Consider the following 22,934-nt stretch of genomic DNA (forward strand, 5'->3'; position numbering starts at 1 on the left):
CACATGAAAAATAACGACAAACTCGATTCCCATACCCCAATGATGCAGCAGTATCTTCGGCTAAAAGCCCAGCACCCTGAAATACTCCTGTTCTACCGAATGGGGGATTTTTATGAACTGTTCTATAGTGATGCCAAGCGAGCGTCACAACTGTTGGATATCTCACTAACCAAACGTGGTGCTTCAGCTGGTGAACCCATACCTATGGCAGGCGTCCCCTATCATTCGATAGAAAACTATTTGGCTAAGCTGGTCCAATTAGGTGAGTCAGCCGCCATCTGTGAGCAAATCGGTGATCCGGCCACCAGCAAAGGGCCGGTTGAGCGTAAGGTCGTCCGTATCGTTACACCGGGCACAATCAGTGATGAAGCGCTGCTGCAAGAGCGGCAAGATAACTTACTGGCGGCTATCTGGCAGGATGCCAGAGGGTTTGGATATGCCACACTGGATATCAGCTCTGGCCGTTTCCGGGTCGCAGAACCCGCCGATCTTGAAACGATGGCTGCCGAGTTACAACGCACCAATCCTGCAGAGTTACTGTATCCGGAAAACTTCGAGCCTATGTCGTTGATCGAGCATCGACATGGCTTACGCCGCCGGCCTTTGTGGGAGTTTGAGCTGGATACCGCCAAACAACAGCTTAATCTGCAATTCGGGACCCGTGATTTAATTGGTTTCGGCGTTGAGCAAGCCCATCTGGCACTGCGGGCGGCGGGCTGCCTGCTGCAATATGTCAAAGATACCCAACGCACATCCCTACCGCATATCCGTGGCCTGACCATGGAGCGCCAGCAAGATGGCATCATTATGGATGCCCCTCCCCGCCGTAATCTCGAATTGACGCAGAACCTATCCGGTGGCAATGAAAATACGCTGGCAGCCATCCTCGATTACAGCGTGACGCCAATGGGTAGCCGGATGCTAAAACGCTGGTTACATATGCCAATCCGCGATATTCGCGTGCTCACGGATCGGCAACAAGCTATTGGTGGTTTGCAAGATATCACCACAGAGTTACAAACGCCATTGAGGCAAGTGGGTGATTTAGAACGTATTTTGGCACGTTTAGCTCTGCGGACGGCCCGTCCACGCGATTTAGCCAGAATGCGTCATGCTTTCCAGCAACTGCCGGAAATCCACCGTTTACTGCAACCCATTGATGTTCCTCATGTGCAGAACTTGTTATCGCAGGTGGGCCAATTCGATGAATTGCAAGACTTGTTGGAGCGGGCCATTGTCGAGACCCCACCAGTATTAGTCCGCGATGGCGGCGTTATTGCATCAGGTTATAACGCCGAGTTAGATGAATGGCGGGCGCTGGCCGATGGTGCAACCGATTATCTGGATCGGTTGGAAATCCGTGAGCGGGAGAAGTTAGGGCTAGACACACTAAAAGTGGGCTTTAATGGCGTACATGGCTATTACATTCAGGTTAGCCGTGGTCAGAGCCATCTGGTTCCTATTCATTACGTCCGTAGGCAAACACTGAAAAATGCCGAGCGCTACATTATTCCGGAGCTGAAAGAGTACGAAGATAAGGTTCTGACCTCAAAAGGCAAAGCACTGGCAATTGAGAAAGGGTTGTACGAAGAGATTTTCGATTTGCTGCTGCCGCATCTGCCAGAATTACAACTCAGTGCCAATGCACTGGCTGAATTAGATGTACTGGCTAATCTGGCGGAAAGAGCTGAAACACTTAACTACTCTTGCCCAACCTTGAGCGATAAACCGGGGATTAAGATTACCGGTGGCCGTCATCCGGTTGTCGAACAAGTTCTCAAAGAACCCTTTATTTCTAACCCGTTGACGTTATCTCCTCAGCGACGGATGTTGATCATTACTGGCCCGAATATGGGCGGTAAAAGTACCTATATGCGTCAAACGGCGCTGATTGTACTCTTGGCACACATGGGTAGCTATGTCCCTGCGGATCAGGCGACCATCGGTCCTATTGACCGCATATTTACCCGCGTCGGTGCCGCTGATGATCTGGCCTCTGGTCGCTCGACCTTTATGGTTGAAATGACCGAGACCGCCAATATTCTGCATAACGCCACCGAACAAAGCTTGGTATTGATGGATGAAATTGGCCGTGGCACGTCCACCTACGATGGTTTATCACTGGCTTGGGCTTGTGCAGAAAATCTGGCCAGCCGTATCAAAGCAATGACGCTATTTGCGACACACTACTTTGAATTAACGACATTGCCAGAAAAAATGGAAGGGGTGGTGAATGTTCATCTTGATGCATTGGAGCACGGCGAAACAATCGCGTTTATGCACAGTGTACAAGAGGGCGCAGCCAGTAAAAGTTATGGCCTGGCAGTAGCAGCGCTGGCCGGTGTGCCGCGCGATGTCATTAAGCGAGCGCGACAAAAACTGAAAGAACTGGAGTCACTCTCTAATAACGCCGTAGGCAGTACGATTGATGGATCACAAATGACGTTGTTAAATGAAGAGACACCACCCGCAGTGGAAGCGCTGGAAGCGCTGGATCCGGATTCATTGTCACCACGTCAGGCACTGGAGTGGATCTATCGCTTGAAGAACATGGTGTAAGCTAAAAAACCTGCGCCTAAAATCATTTTTAGGCGCAGGTTCCCAGCCTCTGATCGTTCGATCCTAGACGGGGCGCTGGGAGTAAAGCGTCCGTTCCATGATATCAAGGCTCAAACCTCTAGAGATTAGCGGTATCTTTATGAGCAGCCCATTCTCTTTGCCAGGGTATCAAAATCTTTGCGGGGGCACACAAAAACGGTGAACATCTATCTGTTCACCGTTTTTGTGTTTCATCGACTCTTGTTGTGCTTCATATCGGCCAAGTTTACTTTGCATTTTGCACAAAGCTTACTGTTCACCGCCTTTCATTCTGAAGACACACTTATTCGCGGAACAACGCCTCGATGCTCAGGCCTTGCGTTTGCAGGATTTCCCGCAGACGGCGTAAGCCTTCAACCTGAATCTGGCGGACACGTTCGCGTGTCAAACCAATTTCTCGACCAACATCTTCCAATGTTGCCGCTTCATATCCTAACAGACCAAAACGACGGGCCAACACTTCGCGCTGTTTTGCATTCAATTCAAACAGCCACTTAACGATACTCTGTTTCATATCGTCATCTTGTGTTGTATCTTCCGGACCGTTCTCATTTTCGTCAGACAGAATATCCAACAACGCTTTCTCTGAGTCGCCGCCTAAAGGCGTATCAACAGAAGTGATACGTTCGTTAAGGCGTAACATACGGCTCACGTCATCGACCGGCTTGTCGAGTTGCTCTGCAATCTCTTCCGCGCTCGGTTCATGATCCAATTTATGAGAAAGCTCTCGTGCTGTGCGTAAATAAACGTTTAGTTCTTTAACGATATGGATAGGCAAACGAATGGTACGGGTTTGGTTCATAATCGCCCGTTCAATCGTCTGGCGAATCCACCAAGTAGCGTAAGTGGAAAAACGGAAACCGCGTTCAGGATCAAACTTTTCCACCGCACGGATCAAACCAAGGTTACCCTCTTCTATCAGATCCAACAGCGCTAAACCGCGATTACTGTAACGGCGAGCGATCTTCACCACCAACCGCAAGTTACTCTCAATCATACGACGACGTGAGGGCACGTCTCCGCGCAATGCACGCCGGGCAAAATAAACCTCTTCTTCCGCAGTCAGCAGTGGCGAATAACCGATCTCGCCAAGATAGAGCTGCGTCGCATCCAGCACACGCTGGGTAACACCTTGCGCCAACAACTCATCTTCCGCTGACTCTAACTCGCTTTCGGTAGGTTCATCATCTACTAATGCTTTTTCATCAAAAATCTCAGTTTCCGTACTGTTCTCATCAAAATCAGCATCTTCATGCAACTCGTTAACTTTCAGCGTACTTTGGCTCATATGCTGCTCCTACCCGTGAATCCGGCGAGCAGAATACAGCGTATTCTGCCCAATCTATCGCTGCGGAAGGTAACGCAGCGGGTTTACGGATTTCCCCTTGTAACGAATTTCAAAATGCAATCTAACTGAACTGGTTCCGGTGCTACCCATGGTTGCTATTTTTTGACCCGCCTTCACTTCTTGTTGTTCCCGGACCAGCATTGTATCGTTATGAGCGTAGGCGCTCAGGTAATCATCATTGTGTTTGATGATGATTAGATTACCGTAACCACGCAGTGCGTTCCCAGCATACACAACCCGCCCACTTGCGGTGGCGAGGATAGGTTGCCCACGAGAACCAGCGATATCAATCCCTTTATTGCCCCCTTCGGAAGCAGAGAAGCTATCGATCGTTTTACCATCGGTTGGCCATCTCCAGCCACTAACTGGACCACCATTGCTGGTTGGCTCACTGACAGAACTGCCTGGTGCGGTAACAGGTGCTGTTGTAGCGACAACCGCACCAGATGATGGCAACATTTTACCAACATTCTGTTTACCCGAGTTTTCAGAATACGCGCTAGTTGATTGAGAATCAACCGTTGTAGTTGTGTTCTGAATAGTAGTTGTGTTCTGAATATTTGACGGCGGTTGTGCTATTCCGCCTGATGTAGCATCAGTGGCTGCTAACATACCGCCACCAGACCCATTACCCAATTGAATAGATTGCCCCACATTCAGGCTATAGGGTTCTGCAATATTATTTTTTGCTGCCAAATCACGGAAGTCATTTCCTGTTATCCAAGCGATATAAAACAGCGTATCACCACGCTTAACGGTATAGGTATTACCGCTGTAGCTTCCTTTGGGGATATTGTCGTAACTACGGTTATAAACTATGCGCCCCCCAGAGCTATCGGTGCTCGCTCCACTCAACATCGTACCTGAACGTTCGCCCCCCACACTGCTGATGGGTGCCGATGTTGAATTATCATTAGTACAACCCACTAACCACAAACTCACAACCGTACATGCCGCGACTCGGCGTAATCTAATCATTGGGCTTCCTGTGCTCATGCTTCCCCCATGACAGCAATAATAAGCGATATATCCAAATACCTTTACACTGTAGTTAAAGGTGAAGGCTGAAATAGAAAAGACTCATTTAGGCAAGTTCCCCTTTAACCAGAGGAACAAAACGGACTGCTTCCACCGTCTCAATATGGTATTCATTATTACGGCGTTGCACGTACTTTAATGTTTGAAACTGCTCTCCAACGGGAAGAACCAGTATTCCCCCTTCATCCAATTGCTCAAGTAATGCATCCGGAATTTCAGGCGGTGCTGCGGTTACAATAATGGCATCAAACGGCCCACGGGACTGCCAGCCTAACCAACCATCACCATGGCGGGTCGAAACATTATGCAGATCCAACTGTTTCAGGCGACGTTTTGCCTGCCACTGTAACCCTTTGATTCGCTCGACAGAACAGACATGATCGACCAGATGCGCCAAAATAGCCGTCTGGTAGCCTGACCCCGTTCCGATCTCTAAGACTCTGGACGTTGGCGTCAATTGCAGTAACTCTGTCATTCGCGCCACCATATAAGGCTGAGAAATCGTTTGACCCGCACCTATAGGGAGAGCGGTATTCTCATACGCCTTATGAGCCAACGCTTCATCGACAAAACGCTCACGCGGTACCGCTTCGATCGCCTGTAACAGGCGTTCGTCGTGAATACCTTGCTGACGTAACTGCATCAACAATGTTTGTATGCGTTTATTTACCATTCCCCGTCAACCTCAGTATTGGCTAACCAACTTTCAACCACTTCTTGTGCCGTATAAGCCGTTAAATCGACCTGAAGCGGCGTTATCGATACATAACCTTGTTCAACCGCCGCAAAGTCAGTATCTGGCCCTGCATCATACTTTTCACCCGGCGGCCCGATCCAATAAAGATCTTGCCCTCTGGGGTCTTGCTGACAAAATACCTGCTCTGCCGGATGGCGGCTACCACAACGCGTCACCCGAATCCCTTTAATTTCCGATAAAGGCAAATCAGGAACATTTATATTGAGGATCTTGCCGGTACGCAGTGGTTTGCGCTGCAACGCACGTAATAAACGGCAAGTCACTGCCGCCGCAGTATCGTAATGCTGATGACCGTTGAGCGAGACAGCCAAGGCTGGGTATCCCAAATGACGCCCTTCCATCGCCGCCGCTACGGTACCCGAATAGATAACATCATCCCCTAAATTAGGACCAGCATTAATGCCAGAGACAACAATGTCAGGGCGTGGACGCATCAGCGCATTCACGCCCAGATAGACGCAATCGGTGGGAGTACCTTGCTGCACCGCAATATCGCCATTAGATAAGGTGGTAATCCGTAATGCACTATCCAGAGTCAAGGCATTGGAAGCGCCACTGCGGTTACGATCAGGTGCCACAATCTGCACCTGAGCAAATTCCCGCAATGCACAGGCAAGTGTCTGGATCCCTGGCGCAGAGATGCCATCATCGTTACTCAATAATATCCGTATCATCAGCCCGATCCTGGTTCATTATTTCCCTCACCACACTGGTCGCAAAGCTCCCCGCAGGTAGCCAGAAACTCAGCTCAAGAGTGACATCATCCCACCAGTTGCTTATCATATTCTGCGGTTTTAGCAGTACTGCTCGGCGGCTACCTTCAACGCGTTCACGCTTAATCAGTGACAGTAATTCAGTTTGCTCTGCCAAACACGCCTGTTCGAAGGCTAATGCTTCACCGTGGGTACCCAGTTCACCGTCTCCCGGTAAAGGCGCGGTGATATTGAGTTCACCGGCAGTAACGCGCTGTTGTAACGCGGCTAACTCATCGGCTTGAGCAACAAACCAACTCCCACGCCCAGATAATTGTAGTGCATCACCCTCCAGCACCGTCGTCGATAGTTGTTGCGCCAAGCGGTGACTGCTAATCAGATTAAACATCGCGCTGCGGCTGGCAGACAGATAAAAGCTGCGTTTGCTGCGTTCTTTTACCCGGATTTCATTATTCGCCCATAAACGGGCCTGCACTAGATTATTACCACCACGGCCAAACCGCTGGCTACCAAAATAGTTGGGTACGCCATGGGCGGCTATCTGCTGTAAACGTTGTTCCACATCCTGGCGATCCGTAATGTGACGCAGTACTAAGGTAAACGCATTGCCTTTCAGTGAACCAATGCGTAATTTTCTTTTATGCCGCACCGCTTCCAATACTTCACACCCTTCCAGCTCAAAAGTGGCCAGATCTGGCGCTTCTTTTCCTGGCAAGTGCAAACAAAACCACTGTTCGGTGACCGCATAGCGGTCTTTTAACCCCGCATAACTCACCAGCCGCGGATGAAGTTTGGCGAAGCGCGCCAAATAATCAGCAACGAATTGGGTATTACAGCCATTTTTACGAATACGAACCAGCAGATGCTCACCTTCCCCATCTGGTTCAAATCCCAAATCTTCTACGACAACAAAATCTTCCGGATTCGCTTTTAAAATACCGCTCGTCGTAGGTTTACCGTGTAGCCAGGTCAGGTTTTCCATATCCATTCGTTATGCCTTAACCCTGTTCTACGTTAACTAATAAAACCACCGCTTCACACGCAATACCTTCACCACGCCCGGTAAAACCAAGTTGTTCCGTGGTAGTCGCTTTGACGTTGATGTCATCCATATGACATTGTAGGTCTTCTGCCAAATTAACGCGCATTTGTGGAATATGCGGTGCCATTTTCGGTGCCTGGGCAATAATGGTAATATCCAGATTACCCAGTTTATAACCTTTGGCCAGAATACGGCGATACGCTTCCCGCAGTAAACCTCGGCTATCTGCGCCTTTAAATGCCGGGTCAGTGTCTGGGAAGAGTTTCCCGATATCACCTAATGCAGCTGCGCCTAATAGCGCATCAGTGGCCGCATGTAATGCAACATCGCCGTCAGAATGGGCCAGTAAACCCTTTTCGTATGGGATACGCACACCACCAATAATGAGTGGACCACTGCCATTCTCGCCAAATTTATGAACATCGAAACCATGACCGATCCGCATTATTTGCATTCCTTATAATACTCTGACTATTTGACGTTGCAGTGCCGTTAGTATTGATTAACGTTCACGACTTTTACTCACCCGCATCACTGACTTGTCGCTGTTTAGGGGCTGTCGTTATTTAGGGACTGTCGCTGAGTTAAATAAAACTCAGCCAATGCCAGATCTTCTGGGCGCGTCACTTTAATATTATCAGAACGACCGGTAACTAATATTGGATGATAACCGCAATGCTCTAATGCAGAGGCCTCATCAGTCACCGCCAGCCCTTCTCTCAACGCACGGGATAAGCACAGTTTTAATAACTCTAGCGGGAAAAGTTGAGGCGTCAGCGCATGCCACAGGTCCTGACGATCCACCGTATGAGCAATGGCTTGAATACCTGGTTCGGCACGCTTCATCGTATCGCGCACTGGGGCTGCCAGAATTCCTCCCACATGACTGTATTCGGTAATCGATAACAGCCGGTTGAGGTCGTCTAGGTGTAAACAAGGGCGTGCCGCATCATGGACTAACACCCATTCAGTCTGCCCGGCCAGTTGTAAACCCGCCATCACGGAGTCAGCCCGCTGATCGCCACCGTAAACTGTACTGATACGCGGATCCTGCGCAATGGACAACGTAGAGAATTGTGTATCCTGCCGATGGATCACGACAATAACCCGCTGAATCCGTGGGTGGTGAAGCAAAGAAAAAATAGCATGTTCAATGATGGTTTTGCCCCCCACAGTTAAGTACTGCTTGGGGCAATCCGCCAACATGCGGCTACCAATACCCGCAGCCGGTAATACAGCGATCACTTCAGGAAGGGAAACTGCGAAGTTACTCATTATTTATTGCGCGTTATTTTGTGTCGAAGGGATACCCGCATTGCGTCTGGATTGGTCAGGAACCAGACGATAGAAACTTTCACCGGGCTTGATCATACCCAGTTCGTTACGTGCGCGTTCTTCGATCGCCTCTTGACCACCGTTTAAATCATCAATTTCAGCAAATAGCTGATCGTTCCGTACTTTCAGAGTGCTGTTATTAGCCTCTTGAGCAGCCACGTCTTCTTTTACCCGAACAAAATCATGAATACCATTCTTACCCAGCCACAATGAATATTGTAGCCAACCAAGTAAAACCAGCAATAGTAGCGTAAGTTTTCCCATTTCCGCCCCCTGAAAAACGGCCTAATCATCCCACAACTTTTCGTCGGACTCCACTCTGTGACGGAAATAGGCCACAAGATTCAGATTAAGGACGACTTCAGGCAAAAATACCATGCAAATCGATAAAAAACATTATTCATTATCGGGGCTATACCTAAAATCATTGGCGTTTCAGCCAGGCGGCTGATGAACGGAGATTAGCCAATGAGTTGGGTCAGTAAAAGCAACCCCCCCCCTGTGCTTCAAGTGCTAAGAAGAGATGGGATATTCAGAGAGTGTTTCAGTAGCGGGGAATCGGGTAAATGAAGCGTTCACCAACCAGTGAGCAGTGAAAACAGCATCCAGAAGAGGCACACCACGGCGATCCCCGTCCCACCAATGGTAAACAGCAGATGACCACGGGATAGCATACCCAGCGCGATACCTATCAGTACCGAAACGGGCATCAACGCCAGAAAGAACGGCCAAGTGTACAGTAGGAAAAAGACGGTATTGGGGCCATAAACAAAGAAAGGGATCGCAAACGCCAACCAGTAGAAAACAAAGCCTGTGACGCCACCAGAGAAGGAGTAAGACTGCTCCCCCTCTTCTTGCTGCTCATCGTTCATAATTTGGGTGACATTCTGCATGGAAACCCCTATAGGCACAGTTTACCGACACGTTCTAAGGACGCCTTCCCTGTAGCAAGAAGTGCATCTGTACCCAAAGTCATTGTCGTCAGGTAGGCTGCAGGTAAATCACGTCGAGCTGACAACGTCAGCGATTTGGGTGAGTACCAACGGCGAACAACCCTGTAGCGTCAAGTGCGAAGGGGATACGTTTAGGATTTGATAATAGCTCTACCACGCAGTACGTCTAACAATTGTTCAATCAAATTTGTTACTAATTGTTCACCCTGTAAATGGATATCAGGATACTCAGGCGACTCATAAATTGAATCGATCCCTGTAAAATTTTTAAGCTCCCCTGCACGGGCTTTTTTGTATAAGCCTTTCGGGTCACGGGCCTCACAAATTGCTAACGGCGTATCGACAAATACCTCAATAAACTGACCCGATGCCAGCATATCCTGTACCATTTTCCGTTCAGCCCGATGAGGGGAAATAAACGCCGTCAAAACTACCAGACCGGCATCAACCATCAGTTTAGCCACCTCGCCAACCCGCCGGATATTTTCACGACGATCATCGTCAGAAAAGCCCAAATCGCGGCAGAGGCCATGGCGCACATTATCACCATCCAGTAAGTAAGTACTGACACCGCGAGCGAACAACGCTTGTTCCAGTGCACCGGCCAGAGTGGATTTTCCTGAGCCCGACAGGCCGGTAAACCAAAGAACCACGCCCTGATGGCCGTGCTGTTGCTCGCGATCTTGTCGGGTGATTGCATGGGGGTGCCAGACGATATTCTCATCGTCTGCCCGTGTTTCTTGGTGATTGTCATCTAACTGATGGGCTGACACGCTATTTACCCCCCAGCAGATCACGCGCACCCCAATGTGGGAAATGACGACGAACCAAGGCATTTAATTCCAGCTCAAAGGCACTGAAATCATGATTTTCCTGATAAACCGACGCCAGCGCTTCGCGGACCAACCCGGCACCGACAGTGACATTACTCAGCCGATCAATAAAAATCATGCCACCGGTATCACGGTTGCGCTGATAGTTATCCAGTAATAAAGGCTCATCGAATGCCAGTTCAACCAGACCAATACCATTCAGCGGTAAATTTTCCACTACCCGTTGGGTTAGTGAATTGATTTCCACCTGATATTGAATATTTTCAACCCGCGCTCGGGTCTTTTTACCCGCCACTTTGATGTCATAACTTTGCCCGACGACCAGCGGTTGCTCGGCCATCCATACCACATCAACCAACGCGTTCCGAGCCACTTTCAGCGTTTCGCTGGCATCTACCAGTAAGTCGCCGCGGCTGATATCCACTTCATCAGCCAGAACCAGCGTAATGGCCTCACCAGGATTCGCTTCCGTCAGGTCACCATCAAAAGTGACGATGCGCGCAACGGTAGATTCCATACCGGATGGCAAGACTTTCACTTTTTGCCCAACCCGTACCACGCCTGCTGACAAGGTACCGGCATAGCCACGGAAATCCAGATTGGGCCGGTTGACGTATTGCACTGGGAAGCGCAAAGGTTGCTGGCGACTGACATTAACGACATCAACACTTTCTAATACTTCAAGCAGCGTGGGGCCAGAATACCAATCCATTTTCTCGCTGGGCGATGCCACGTTGTCGCCATCCAGAGCCGAGAGCGGGACAAATTTAATGTCCAGATCAGTTGGCAATTGTTCCGCGAAGCTGAGGTAATCGTCTTTAAATTGTGTGAAGACACTCTCTTGGAAACCCACCAGATCCATCTTGTTCACCGCGACCACGAGATGACGGATCCCCAACAAGGTGGCGATAAAGCTATGGCGACGGGTTTGATCCAACACTCCTTTGCGCGCATCGATCAACAGGATCGCCAGATCACAAGTAGACGCACCGGTGGCCATATTGCGAGTGTATTGCTCATGTCCTGGGGTGTCGGCAATGATAAATTTGCGCTTTTCCGTCGAAAAATAACGATAAGCCACATCAATGGTAATGCCCTGTTCGCGTTCGGCCTGTAAGCCATCCACCAGTAAGGCCAGATCCAGTTTTTCACCCTGTGTACCGATACGCTTGCTGTCAGTGTGCAATGTTGAGAGCTGATCTTCGTAGATTTGGCGGGTATCATGCAGCAAGCGACCAATTAGGGTACTTTTGCCATCATCCACGCTGCCACAGGTCAGAAAACGCAGCATGGTTTTATGCTGCTGAGCATGTAAGTAGGCTTCAACTCCGCCTTCATCAGCAATTTGCTGGGCAATAGAGTTGCCCTTTAAAATCATTGAGTTACTTTCTAATGTTGACTGTTTTTTAGCAATAGGTTCACTTTGTAATATCTGCTTGTTTTGCAATATCGTGCTCATCGGGCGCTCCTCAGAAATATCCCTGACGCTTTTTAAGCTCCATGGAGCCGGATTGATCGCGGTCGATCATTCGACCCTGGCGTTCACTGGTGGTGGAGATCAACATCTCTTCGATAATCGCCGGTAAGGTTTCAGCCTCAGACTCGACAGCCCCCGTCAGTGGCCAGCAACCTAAAGTCCGGAAACGCACCTTCTTCTGAACGATGACTTCACCTGGCTGTAAATCGATACGATCGTCATCAACCATTAACAACATGCCATCGCGTTCAACCACTGGGCGTGGCTTCGCCAGATACAACGGAACAATCTCAATTTTCTCGAGGAAAATATATTGCCAGATATCCAATTCGGTCCAGTTGGATAGTGGGAATACGCGGATGCTTTCGCCTTTGTTAATCTGGCCGTTGTAGTTGTGCCACAACTCAGGACGTTGATTTTTAGGATCCCAACGGTGAAAACGGTCACGGAAAGAATAAATACGCTCTTTGGCGCGGGATTTTTCTTCATCACGCCGTGCGCCACCGAAAGCGGCATCAAAACCGTATTTGTTCAACGCTTGCTTCAAACCTTCAGTTTTCATGATATCGGTATGTTTGGCACTACCGTGGACAAAAGGGTTTATCCCCATCGCCACCCCTTCCGGATTGCGATGAACCAACAGTTCACAGCCAAATTCTTTAACCGTGTGGTCGCGAAACTCATACATCTCACGGAATTTCCACCCCGTATCCACATGCAGTAGTGGAAACGGCAAATTACCGGGGAAGAATGCTTTGCGTGCCAAATGCAGCATCACAGAAGAGTCCTTGCCGATAGAATAAAGCATCACCGGGTTACCGAATTCAGCGGCCACTTCACGGATGATATGGATACTCTCCGCCTCCAATTGCCGTAAATGAGTGAGTCGTTTTTCGTCCATAACAGATCCTTTATGCCAAATTCACAACTGATGGGCTGATCGCCGATTCAGTCTGCGGTTGTTGCCCAAACCAGGCAATTTGGTGATGTAAATTCACCACTTCACCAATCACCAGTAATGCCGGTGTCGGTGCCTGCTGTGCGAGTGATTCGAGTTGTGCCAACGTACCGATCAGGACCTGCTGGTCCACACGGGTTCCACGGCCAATTACTGCCACCGGCGTGCTACTGGCCCGGCCATGGGCGATCAACTGTTGGCTGATTGCCGCCGCTTTCACCGTTCCCATGTAGATAGCCAGTGTCTGACGACCACGGGCCAGCGCCTGCCAATCCAGATCATCGCTATCAGGACGGCAATGCCCGGTAATAAATGTCACGCTTTGCGCATGATCGCGGTGTGTCAGGGGAATACCGGCATAGGCTGTCGCCCCCGCAGCAGCCGTCACCCCCGGTACCACCTGAAACGGGATCCCCGCTTGCGCCACAACTTGTAACTCTTCACCACCCCGACCAAAAATAAAGGGGTCGCCACCTTTTAGCCGTACTACCCGTTTTCCTTGCTGTGCCAGAGTGACCAACAACTGATTGATTGCCTCTTGGGTAACCGAATGCGCCCCCGCCCGTTTCCCCACACAGATGCGTTCAGCATCGCGACGCACCAAATCCAAGACTTCCGGACTGACTAAATGGTCATACAGCACAACATCTGCCTGCTGCATCACTTGCAAACCACGTAACGTTAATAACCCCGCATCACCGGGACCTGCACCGACTAAAGCCACCTCGCCGAGTGCACTGTGTTGGCCCTCTAGCGACAGTTGTAATTCATTTTCAGCCTCGGTTAACTGACCACGGCTGATAAGGCTGGCAAAGCGCCCGCTGAATGCATTTTCCCAAAAGCGGCGGCGCTCCCCCATAGAGGTAATATGCTGCTTAACCCGTCCACGCCAGCGCCCAGCCATAGCGGCCATATCACTGAGACGAGTAGGCAGTAAGGCTTCCAACTTCTCACGCAGTATCCGTGCCAGCACCGGTGCCTGGCCGGAAGAGGAGATCGCGACCACCAGCGGTGAACGATCCACAATCGAAGGAAAAATAAACGAGCAAAGGGGTTGATCATCCACCACATTCGCCAAAATACACCGTTGATCTGCCGCTGCGAAAACAGCAGCATTCAGTACGGTATCGTTAGTTGCGGCAATCACCAGAAACACGTTGTCCAACTGTTCAGGCAGAAAATCCTGTGCCAGCCAATGGATACGGCCATCCTGATACTGCTGTTCGAGTTCAGATGAGAGGGTTTGCGCCACTACCCACACCTGTGCACCTGCGCGGTGCAGTAATTCAATTTTTCGCCCAGCAACTTCGCCACCGCCAACGATCAATACCGGGCGTTGTTTCAAGTCGGCAAATAGAGGTAGATAGTCCACAACAGCCTTCGATTACATGATAAAGCGTAGGGTGACTATAGGGGGGGGCCATGACCTTATGAAATGACGAAAAGTAATTACAAGTTCCATAATGATATATAGCCTTAATAGTAGGGCTCACAGCTAAGTTAGCTGACTATCACAATGCGTTATTTTCTTATGGGCTGACAGAGATGTCGGTATTTTAGACAGCATTCCTAAAGTCTTTGGCGTGAGTTTTAAAGCCATTGGCGTGAGTACAGTTAACACCGCAAAGTGATGAAGATTTTAATAATGTAAACTATTTGGCTACGTACTGACCCAGCCGCATCAGTAAACAGACCTGCGATAGCGCAAGGATCCTGTTACCACGACGACAAACATTCGCAGTGCCTAAAAAATAATTTCCGATTGCGAGATATTGCGCAAAATGGATAAAAAACCAATAAATTCAAGGCATGGGAGATCATTATGATCGCCCTTTTTCGTGTTTTTCACGTATAACAATTGGTGGGTATTACACCCACAACTAATTGACTCAATACTACTTGTAGGTATGATACCCACAAGTAGCTCACCAGGGGGTTCACATGGAGAGTGGCGAATTAATAAAACGCTTAGAGGATGCAGGCTGGCAAATCAGAGGAGGCAGAAAAACGAATAGTGGTAGCCATGTTACGCTGTGCAAACCCGGTGTACGCAAAATCATTACGCTACCTTACCCACGTAAGGATATATCCAAAGGTTTACTGAGACAGGCTCAGAAAATTGCCGGAATTAAATTGATTTAAACAACGCTGCATACCCTAAATAATTCGAGTTGCAGGAAGGCGGCAAACCGAGCGAATCCCAAGAGCTTATTTATTCGACAAGTCAGTGACTGGGATGAACGAAGGCAGCCAACGCACATGCAACTTGAAGTATGACGGATATAGACAGCTTAGGGAGCTAACCATGATCTACCCTATTTTTATCTTCAAAACCGTTGAAGGATTCGACGGTTATTTCCCCGACATTGACGGCTGTTTTTTCGCAGGGAATACCTTTGCCGATATCAGCAAGAATGCGGAAGAAGCTTTTGCCGTCCATATTGAAGCGCTAATGAATGAAGGTTTCCCATTGCCTAGTCCCCCCAAAGATCCGCACCGCTATATTGGCGATCCGCGTTTAAAAGAAGAGGGTGGCATTCTGGGCTTTGTTGAGATTGACCCGGCTAAATATGAAAGTAAGGCCGTCAAATTTAATCTAACTATGTCACAAAACTTACTTACTGCGATTGATAAGTTCATTGCCACCAACCGTGGCTACAAAAATCGTAGCCAGTTTCTGGCCGAGCTAGCCCGTGAGAAAATCATCAGCTAATCGCGGTAAAAAAAGAGGGGCGCTCTTAGCGCCCTCCTAATCAGCCATAGACATTACACTTAACCTTCATGCAAACCACACTCGCGTTTCAAGCCAAAGAAACGGGTCTCTTCCTCACTCATGCCCGGTTCCCATTTACGGGTTGTATGGATATCACCGACAGATAAATAACCTTGCTCCCATAGAGGATGATAACTCAGGCCATGTTGTGTTAGGTATTGATAAACTTGGCGATTATCCCAATCAATAATGGGCAACAGCTTAAATATGCCACGCTGAAGCGCCAACACTGGCAATTGTGAACGGCTACCAGATTGTTCACGGCGCAAACCCGCAAACCAGGTTTGTGCACCTAAAGTCTCCAACGCCCGATTCATTGGTTCAACTTTATTGAGGTTGTTATAACGCTCAATACCCTCCACCCCCTGCTCCCATAATTTGCCATAACGGGCTTCCTGCCAGGCAGGGCTGTGTGCGGCACGAAACACCTGCAAATTAAGTTGAAGCTTCTCGGTTAGGTCATCAATAAAACGATATGTTTCTGGGAACAGGTAACCGGTATCAGTCAGGATCACCGGAATATCAGGACGCTGACGGGTCACCAGATGCAAACAAACCGCAGCCTGAATCCCAAAACTGGAGGAAAGGACAAATTCGCCGGGCAAATTATCCAATGCCCAACTGACACGCTCCTGCGCGGTCAAATGCTCAAGTTGACCATTCACCAGCGCCAGCGCCGCCGCTTGCTCAGCTTTCGGCAACGCATTCAGTTCGCTCAGATTAAATTGACTCACATCACCTCCTGTACGTCGTAAAAGTCACGGGCAGAGTCAATCACCGGTGCAATTACCCCTGCACGAATAACAAAATCGCCAAAACCTTCATTAACATGACGCTCTTTCGCCCAGCGTCCAACCAGTTGATCAGTGATAATCAGAATTTCATCTGCGGTAATATTCTCACGGTACATCCGTGGAATACGGGTACCTTCACGGTTACCGCCCAAATGCAGGTTATAGCGGCCAACGGCTTTGCCCACCAACCCCACCTCGGCCAGTAATGCGCGGCCACAACCGTTCGGGCAACCGGTCACCCGCAAAACAATATGTTCATCCGCCAGACCATGTTGCTGCAAAATACCCTCAACGCGGGTGACAAACTCTGGCAGGAAGCGTTCCGCCTCCGCCATAGCCAGCGGACAGGTTGGGAAAGAGACGCACGCCATCGAGTTTTCACGCTGTGAAGTGACATTGTCATCCATCAGGCCATGTTCACGGGCCAGTGCCTCAATCCGGGCTTTATCTTTTTCCGGGACGCCTGCCACAATCAGGTTCTGGTTAGCCGTCAAACGGAAATCGCCCTGATGAATTTTAGCAATCTCAGCAACTCCGGTTTTCAGACTACGACCGGGGTAATCCAGCAGACGACCATTTTCAATAAATAATGTCAGATGCCACTTTTTATCAACGCCTTTCACCCAGCCGATGCGATCACCGCGCCCGGTAAATTGATACGGTTTGATCGCACTAAAGCTAACGCCAGCCCGTTTTTCAACTTCTGCTTTGAAGGTCTCTACCCCCACCCGCTCCAATGTATATTTGGTCTTGGCATTTTTACGATCTGTACGATTGCCCCAATCACGCTGGGTCGTCACGACCGCTTCAGCAATCGCCAAAGTGTGTTTCAGCGGGATGTAACCAAATTCACTGGCTTTGCGCGGATAGGTATTTTTATCACCATGAGCAATAGATAACCCACCGCCCACCAGCACGTTAAATCCAATCAGCTTGCCTTTATCTGCCACAGCAACAAAGTTCAAATCGTTGGCATGCAAATCAACGTCATTTTGCGGTGGAATAACAACTGTCGTTTTAAATTTACGAGGTAAATACGTTGCGCCGAGGATCGGCTCTTCATCCGTAGTCGCGACTTTTTCCGCATCCAGCCAAATTTCGGCATATGCGCGGGTACGTGGTAATAAATGTTCCGAGATCTTCTTCGCCCATTCGTAGGCTTCCTGATGCAACGCTGATTCCACCGGATTTGAGGTACAGAGCACATTACGGTTCACATCGTTCGCCGTCGCCAGTGCATCTAATCCCAACTCATTCAGCAATTGATGTGCGGGTTTCACATTGCCTTTCAAAATGCCATGGAACTGAAATGTCTGACGGTTAGTGATGCGAATACTGCCATATAGGGTGTTATCAGCGGCAAACTTGTCAATGCCTAACCACTGTTGCGGGGTAATAATCCCACCCGGCAAGCGGCAACGCAGCATCATGGCATGGCGCGGCTCTAGCTTCTGCTCAGCACGTTCAGCGCGGATATCACGGTCATCCTGCTGGTACATGCCGTGAAAACGGATCAACAGGAAATTATCGCCACTGAAACCGCCAGTCAGTCCATTGTTCAAATCTTCCGCAATAGTCCCACGCAAGAAATTGCTTTCCGACTTCATGCGCTCGCCATCAGAAAGTTTTCCACTGACGACGAGTGGCCCTGGGTGTTTTTCATTCATCAGTACACATCTCGCTGATAGCGACGCGCTTGGCGCAACTCACTTAAATATTCATCAGCCTGCTCGGCATCCATTGCACCGTGCAGAGCCACCACGTCCAGTAAAACCTGCTCAACGTCTTTCGCCATGCGGTTAGCATCGCCACAGACGTAAATGTGGGCACCTTGTTGTATCCAGTTCCACAGTTCCGCGCCCTGTTCACGCAATTTGTCTTGTACGTATATTTTATGCGCTTGATCACGGGACCAGGCCAGATCAATGCGCGTCAACAAGCCTTCTTTGACATAGCGTTGCCATTCAACCTGATACAGAAAATCCTCGGTGAAATGAGGATTACCGAAGAATAACCAGTTCTTGCCACTGGCCCCATCAACTTCACGCTGTTGCATAAAGGCGCGGAACGGCGCGATACCGGTGCCTGGCCCGATCATGATGACGGGTATTTCCGGGTTAGCAGGCAAACGGAAATTATCATTATGTTCAATAAAGACACGGATATCGCCATCGACTTCCAGCCGGTCCGCCAGATAGCCGGAAGCACCGCCACTGCGCGGTCGGCCATCAATGTCATAGCGCACCACACCCACGGTGATATGCACCTCATTTTCGGTCTCAGCTTGCGAAGAGGCGATGGAGTACAACCGTGGAGTTAAGGGGCGCAATAACCCCACCAGTTGATCGGCGTTAAGATCAGACGGTGCCTGCCGCACCATATCAACGAATGGCGTATTCTTAGCGTACCGTTGCAAGGCCGGTTTATCTGCCAGCAATGCAATCAAGGTTTCATCGCGTGATAGTGCGGCGTACTTATCGACGATCAGCGTCGTATTTTGTGTCAGTTCAAGGTGACTGAACAGCGCCTGTGCCAATGGAATATTTTGTCCGTCAATACTGACCGACTCATCACCTTTGAGCCACAACAGCGCAAGCAACTCTTCGACCAAAGCAGGATCATTATCAAACCAGACACCTAAAGCATCACCTGGTTGGTAACTCAGCCCTGAGTCACCTAAATCGATTTCAATATGACGAACATCTTTTTCTGAATTACGCCCAGTCACTTTTTGCTGTACAGATAACTGTGCGGTTAGCGGCGCGGTTTTACTGTATGGGCTAACGCTAATAGCACCACCAGACGTTATCGCCGCTGCTGCCGTAGCTTGTGCCGGAGCTGTAGATTGTACTGAAGATGCAGATTGTACTGGAGATGCAGATTGTACTGGAGATGCAGATTGTACTGGAACCTTGGCCTGCAACGCGGCAACCACTTGCTGACGCCACTGTTGTGCTTGTGCCTGATATTCAACATCGGCATCGACACGATCCAGTAGCCGTTGAGCGCCAAGTTCTGCCAGCTTGCTATCAAAATCTTTCCCGGCCTGACAGAAGTGTTCGTAAGAGGTATCACCTAAGCCAAAGACAGCAAAAGCGGTCTCCGGTAATTTCGGGGCTTTTTTAGAAAACAGGAATTTATGTAGTGCAACGGCTTCTTCCGCAGGTTCCCCCTCTCCTTGGGTCGACGCGACCACCACCAGTAAACGCTCCTGCGCAATTTGTTTAAACTTATAATCACCGGCATTAACCAGATTGACACGAAGCTGGGTAGCCAGAAGATCATCGCGCAGTTGCTCAGCTAAACGCCGGGCGTTACCGGTTTGAGACGCTGAAATCAGGGTGACTGTCACCGGTGGGGGGGCCACTACCGCAGGGGAAGCAACAGCACTGGGCTGCTGGTTAACCATTCCCCAGAAATAACCCGACAACCATGCCATTTGGGTTGGGGAGAACTCACCCACCGCCGCTTGCAAACGGGCCAACTGCTCTGGCGATAGCGGAAGTAACGAAGTTGGAGGAGCCTGAGTCGTCATTGCAGTACGAATTCCCTTATGCTTTAGCTGTGGTTGGCACAAATATTTGTCGATACAAGCAGGACAATTCGTGCCACAAAGTCTTGATAGTTTGTAAGGTTAACCATCCTGAGAATAACAATTAAAGAAGCGATAGAAATAATAAATAACCAAAACGACTAAGCAATTTTTCAGGTAATCGATATGAATTAAAGTGTTCAGGTTATTAGCGAAATTTTTTGGGGCTTACAATAGGCGATGACATTGTTATGTCTGCATAAAAATCAGTAAGCTATGTAAATAAAACCGGAGTACAGTGGGCGAAATAAAGATTCATATGACGCGCGATCATAGCCAGTACCGGTGCTTTCCGGTACTATGCGGCGGATTTTTGAGTCAATAAGGTCATGATTATGAGCACCACCCTATTTAAAGATTTTCAGTTTGAGGCGGCACATCGGTTACCGCATGTTCCTGAAGGTCATAAATGTGGCCGTTTACACGGTCACTCATTTATGGTTCGTTTGGAAGTTACGGGTGAAGTTGATGCTCACTCTGGCTGGGTGATGGATTTTGCCGCCCTAAAAGCTGTGTTTCAACCCATTTGGGAACGTCTTGATCATCATTATCTGAACGATATTCCTGGCTTGGAAAACCCAACCAGCGAAGTTTTAGCCCGTTGGATTTGGCAACAACTTAAACCCGAATTACCAGAACTCAGTGCGGTGATGATCAAAGAGACCTGTTCTGCTGGCTGCGTTTATCGTGGATAAAAAATTTCTGCAAGTGATTGAGCGCCGCTAACTTTCCACCTAGTCAAATACCGCTGCAGCGTCAAGGACGAAACCTGATACCCAAAGTCATTGGCGTTGCAGCAAAGCGGCCAGTGAACAAGCCCCGATGAGTCTATTTATTTTAAGGTCAACGACCAGTAAGTGATTCGGGCGAGTGAGCGCCGCTAACCGTCCATCCAGCTAAAACCGCGACAGCGTCAAGGACAAAACCTGATACCCAAAGTCATTGGCGTTGCAGCAAAGCGGCCAGTGAACAAGCCCCGATGAGTCTATTTATTTTAAGGTCAACGACCAGTAAGTGATTCGGGCGAGTGAGCGCCGCTAACTTTCCATCTAGTCAAATACCGCTGCAACGTCAAGGATGAAGGGTATCAAGCGATATTGAGATATTTATGTGTCTGCATCGACAACCGCCAGTTCTTAGCGATGCAGGTTTCAATACACAGCTTAGTCGCATCCTCTTTCTGGCTTATCGGCTGCAACGCAATAATCCGTTTTTTATCATCATCCAACGTCGCCAGTAACGCCTCTAATGCTTCGATATCCCGTAACCGGCCAACCGGATGCTTAATTTCATCCGCACGCTGGAGTGCCTGTGGCAATATTTTTAGGCCACCGCGCATATTCACTTTTGGTGAAACGGTCACCCAAGTCTGGGCAGAACACCGCACTTCATGAGTACCACTGGTTTCAATCTGGCAACTGAAGCCAGCTTGCTCCAACAGTGACGTTAAAGGGAGGAGATCGTAAATGGATGGCTCACCACCCGTGATAACCACATGGCGGGCGGTATACCCTTGCTGAGCGAAAAGATCTAACAGTTGCTGTTCACTGGCTGAACCCCAGGCATCACTTTCTGCGGTTTTCACCATAATGCGCTGCATATCGACTTCCCGATCCGCTTCTTTTTCCCAGGTATGTTTGGTGTCACACCAGCTACAGCCTACCGGGCAACCTTGCAAGCGAACAAAAATCGCTGGAACGCCAGTGAAATAACCCTCGCCCTGCAACGTCTGGAACATTTCATTAATCGGGTACAGCATCAGTATCTCTATCGTTATTCAAATCAGTGACCGATTATCGCAGATTACCCGGCCTCCACCAAACTGGCTACGCTCGGGTAGCCAGTTTAACTGTATCCGACGGTTACTCAATGACTCCACATGCCATCCGTGCGCCACCACCGCCTAAAGGCATTGGATGATCAGAGTAATTATCACCGCCAGCATGGATCATTAACGCATGCTGTTTCACCTCTGACAACGATTTCAGGCGCGGAGCCAATACGGGATATGTGGCGGTGCCATCTGCATTAACCACCAATCCCGGCAGATCCCCCAGATGCCCTTTATCGTTGTAAGGACCAAGGTGTACCCCGGTCTTATTTGGGTCAAAATGCCCCCCTGCTGCCAATGCCGGCACGGCCTTGCCATCTTTCATCCCCGGAGCACAACTGGGTTTTTCATGCAGATGAAAACCGTGAATCCCCGGTGCCAGCCCAGTGAGATGCGGCGTAAACAGTAAGCCATAAGCGGTCTCAGTCACCGTCACTGTGCCAAGCGCTTTCCCATTCCCCTGTGGCAATGATTCATTGATCTTCACAGTCATGCTAGCCTTATTATTCATGCCAACCATATCATTCATGCTAGCCTTATCATTCATGCCAGCCATATCATTCATGCTAGCCTTATTATTCATACTGTCCTTATCATTCATGCTGGCCATATCAGTCATACCGGCCATGTTAGCGGCCAATGTTGCGCTGGAGTAAAGAATAACAGGTAGCAGTAATGTACTTAATTTCATATTGTTATATCCCTTATATGCTGATTAAGTCTGGTTTAATCTTGTCAATAGGAAACTTTTGACGATTAATTATTGCTTATATCTTATTCTCCCGCATACCAAAGTTGTCACGTTTTGTTGAATTTGTTGAATTTGTGTTTCATTTAGGAAAAGTTTTAGTTGGTGGTCGAAATATGGGTAGAGCCATATAGTTATGGTAGG

Annotated in this window: 22 protein-coding genes and 1 pseudogene; 4 read left to right on the plus strand and 19 right to left on the minus strand. The window is 49.1% G+C overall.

Annotated features, from left to right (window positions below):
• The first annotated feature begins 3 nt into the window (after window positions 1–3).
• The gene (gene mutS, locus AC971_RS04380; RefSeq protein WP_048677372.1) at window positions 4–2,559 is read left to right on the plus strand and encodes a DNA mismatch repair protein MutS; all 2,556 of its coding nucleotides are present in this window, start codon (window positions 4–6) and stop codon (window positions 2,557–2,559) included.
• Window positions 2,560–2,881: 322 nt separating this feature from the next.
• Here the strand turns inward: mutS and rpoS are convergent, their stop codons facing one another.
• The 14 genes and pseudogenes from rpoS to AC971_RS21740 all read right to left on the minus strand — a co-directional run bounded on the left by rpoS (window position 2,882) and on the right by AC971_RS21740 (window position 14,901).
• Window positions 2,882–3,886, minus strand: coding sequence for an RNA polymerase sigma factor RpoS (rpoS, locus tag AC971_RS04385; RefSeq protein ID WP_025382672.1), 1,005 nt, complete (start codon window positions 3,884–3,886; stop codon window positions 2,882–2,884).
• 54 nt (window positions 3,887–3,940) lie between these two features.
• Window positions 3,941–4,924 carry a murein hydrolase activator NlpD gene (gene nlpD, locus AC971_RS04390; RefSeq protein ID WP_025382671.1) on the minus strand — a complete coding sequence of 328 codons (984 nt, stop codon included), beginning with the start codon at window positions 4,922–4,924 and terminating at the stop codon, window positions 3,941–3,943.
• A gap of 106 nt (window positions 4,925–5,030) precedes the next feature.
• Window positions 5,031–5,657: a protein-L-isoaspartate(D-aspartate) O-methyltransferase gene (locus AC971_RS04395; protein WP_025382670.1), complete on the minus strand. Its 627-nt coding sequence runs from the start codon at window positions 5,655–5,657 to the stop codon at window positions 5,031–5,033.
• Entirely contained in the window at window positions 5,651–6,415 is a 765-nt protein-coding gene (gene surE, locus AC971_RS04400) for a 5'/3'-nucleotidase SurE (protein ID WP_025382669.1), read from the minus strand. Before surE ends, AC971_RS04395 begins: the two co-directional genes overlap by 7 nt.
• Window positions 6,393–7,442 (minus strand): tRNA pseudouridine(13) synthase TruD, encoded by a 1,050-nt coding sequence (gene truD, locus AC971_RS04405; RefSeq protein WP_025382668.1) that lies wholly within the window; start codon window positions 7,440–7,442, stop codon window positions 6,393–6,395. The genes surE and truD overlap by 23 nt, the downstream gene beginning before the upstream one ends.
• Before the next feature lie 10 nt (window positions 7,443–7,452).
• Window positions 7,453–7,941, minus strand: coding sequence for a 2-C-methyl-D-erythritol 2,4-cyclodiphosphate synthase (gene ispF, locus AC971_RS04410; protein ID WP_002209392.1), 489 nt, complete (start codon window positions 7,939–7,941; stop codon window positions 7,453–7,455).
• Window positions 7,942–8,045: 104 nt separating this feature from the next.
• Complete coding sequence (gene ispD / locus AC971_RS04415) at window positions 8,046–8,771, minus strand: 2-C-methyl-D-erythritol 4-phosphate cytidylyltransferase (RefSeq protein WP_025382667.1); 726 nt, start codon at window positions 8,769–8,771, stop codon at window positions 8,046–8,048.
• A gap of 3 nt (window positions 8,772–8,774) precedes the next feature.
• Window positions 8,775–9,095 (minus strand): cell division protein FtsB, encoded by a 321-nt coding sequence (gene ftsB, locus AC971_RS04420; RefSeq protein ID WP_025382666.1) that lies wholly within the window; start codon window positions 9,093–9,095, stop codon window positions 8,775–8,777.
• 311 nt (window positions 9,096–9,406) lie between these two features.
• Window positions 9,407–9,724, minus strand: coding sequence for a DUF3561 family protein (locus AC971_RS04425; protein ID WP_025382665.1), 318 nt, complete (start codon window positions 9,722–9,724; stop codon window positions 9,407–9,409).
• Between the two features lie 191 nt (window positions 9,725–9,915).
• A complete protein-coding gene (gene cysC / locus AC971_RS04430; protein ID WP_025382664.1) occupies window positions 9,916–10,557 on the minus strand; it encodes an adenylyl-sulfate kinase in 642 nt (213 codons plus the stop codon).
• 1 nt (window position 10,558) lies between these two features.
• Window positions 10,559–11,995: a sulfate adenylyltransferase subunit CysN gene (gene cysN / locus AC971_RS04435; RefSeq protein WP_038402550.1), complete on the minus strand. Its 1,437-nt coding sequence runs from the start codon at window positions 11,993–11,995 to the stop codon at window positions 10,559–10,561.
• Between the two features lie 91 nt (window positions 11,996–12,086).
• Entirely contained in the window at window positions 12,087–12,995 is a 909-nt protein-coding gene (gene cysD, locus AC971_RS04440) for a sulfate adenylyltransferase subunit CysD (protein ID WP_025382662.1), read from the minus strand.
• Between the two features lie 10 nt (window positions 12,996–13,005).
• A complete protein-coding gene (cysG, locus tag AC971_RS04445; protein WP_025382661.1) occupies window positions 13,006–14,424 on the minus strand; it encodes a siroheme synthase CysG in 1,419 nt (472 codons plus the stop codon).
• Window positions 14,425–14,704: 280 nt separating this feature from the next.
• Window positions 14,705–14,901 (minus strand): annotated as a pseudogene (locus tag AC971_RS21740) (hypothetical protein).
• Window positions 14,902–14,993: 92 nt separating this feature from the next.
• Here AC971_RS21740 and AC971_RS04450 point away from each other — a divergent pair.
• The gene (locus AC971_RS04450) at window positions 14,994–15,194 is read left to right on the plus strand and encodes a type II toxin-antitoxin system HicA family toxin (protein ID WP_025382660.1); all 201 of its coding nucleotides are present in this window, start codon (window positions 14,994–14,996) and stop codon (window positions 15,192–15,194) included.
• A gap of 163 nt (window positions 15,195–15,357) precedes the next feature.
• Window positions 15,358–15,765 carry a type II toxin-antitoxin system HicB family antitoxin gene (locus tag AC971_RS04455; RefSeq protein WP_025382659.1) on the plus strand — a complete coding sequence of 136 codons (408 nt, stop codon included), beginning with the start codon at window positions 15,358–15,360 and terminating at the stop codon, window positions 15,763–15,765.
• A gap of 59 nt (window positions 15,766–15,824) precedes the next feature.
• Here AC971_RS04455 and AC971_RS04460 read toward each other — a convergent pair whose 3' ends face one another.
• Genes AC971_RS04460 through cysJ form a run of 3 tightly spaced genes read right to left on the minus strand, consistent with a single transcriptional unit; the run spans window position 15,825 to window position 20,154 of the window.
• A complete protein-coding gene (locus AC971_RS04460; RefSeq protein WP_025382658.1) occupies window positions 15,825–16,559 on the minus strand; it encodes a phosphoadenylyl-sulfate reductase in 735 nt (244 codons plus the stop codon).
• Entirely contained in the window at window positions 16,556–18,286 is a 1,731-nt protein-coding gene (gene cysI / locus AC971_RS04465) for an assimilatory sulfite reductase (NADPH) hemoprotein subunit (protein ID WP_025382657.1), read from the minus strand. Before cysI ends, AC971_RS04460 begins: the two co-directional genes overlap by 4 nt.
• A complete protein-coding gene (gene cysJ, locus AC971_RS04470) occupies window positions 18,286–20,154 on the minus strand; it encodes an NADPH-dependent assimilatory sulfite reductase flavoprotein subunit (RefSeq protein ID WP_025382656.1) in 1,869 nt (622 codons plus the stop codon). The genes cysI and cysJ overlap by 1 nt, the downstream gene beginning before the upstream one ends.
• A gap of 392 nt (window positions 20,155–20,546) precedes the next feature.
• Between cysJ and queD the strand changes: the two genes are divergently transcribed.
• A complete protein-coding gene (gene queD, locus AC971_RS04475; RefSeq protein ID WP_025382655.1) occupies window positions 20,547–20,906 on the plus strand; it encodes a 6-carboxytetrahydropterin synthase QueD in 360 nt (119 codons plus the stop codon).
• A gap of 392 nt (window positions 20,907–21,298) precedes the next feature.
• Here queD and queE read toward each other — a convergent pair whose 3' ends face one another.
• Together queE and sodC are read right to left on the minus strand one after the other, a co-directional pair.
• On the minus strand, window positions 21,299–21,970 hold the full coding sequence (gene queE, locus AC971_RS04480; protein ID WP_025382654.1) for a 7-carboxy-7-deazaguanine synthase QueE: 672 nt from the start codon (window positions 21,968–21,970) through the stop codon (window positions 21,299–21,301).
• A gap of 103 nt (window positions 21,971–22,073) precedes the next feature.
• Window positions 22,074–22,598 (minus strand): superoxide dismutase family protein, encoded by a 525-nt coding sequence (sodC, locus tag AC971_RS04485; RefSeq protein WP_048677422.1) that lies wholly within the window; start codon window positions 22,596–22,598, stop codon window positions 22,074–22,076.
• Window positions 22,599–22,934 lie beyond the last annotated feature (336 nt).

It is taken from the genome of Yersinia similis (genome assembly GCF_001053095.1).
In the GTDB taxonomy this organism is placed as follows: domain Bacteria; phylum Pseudomonadota; class Gammaproteobacteria; order Enterobacterales; family Enterobacteriaceae; genus Yersinia; species Yersinia similis.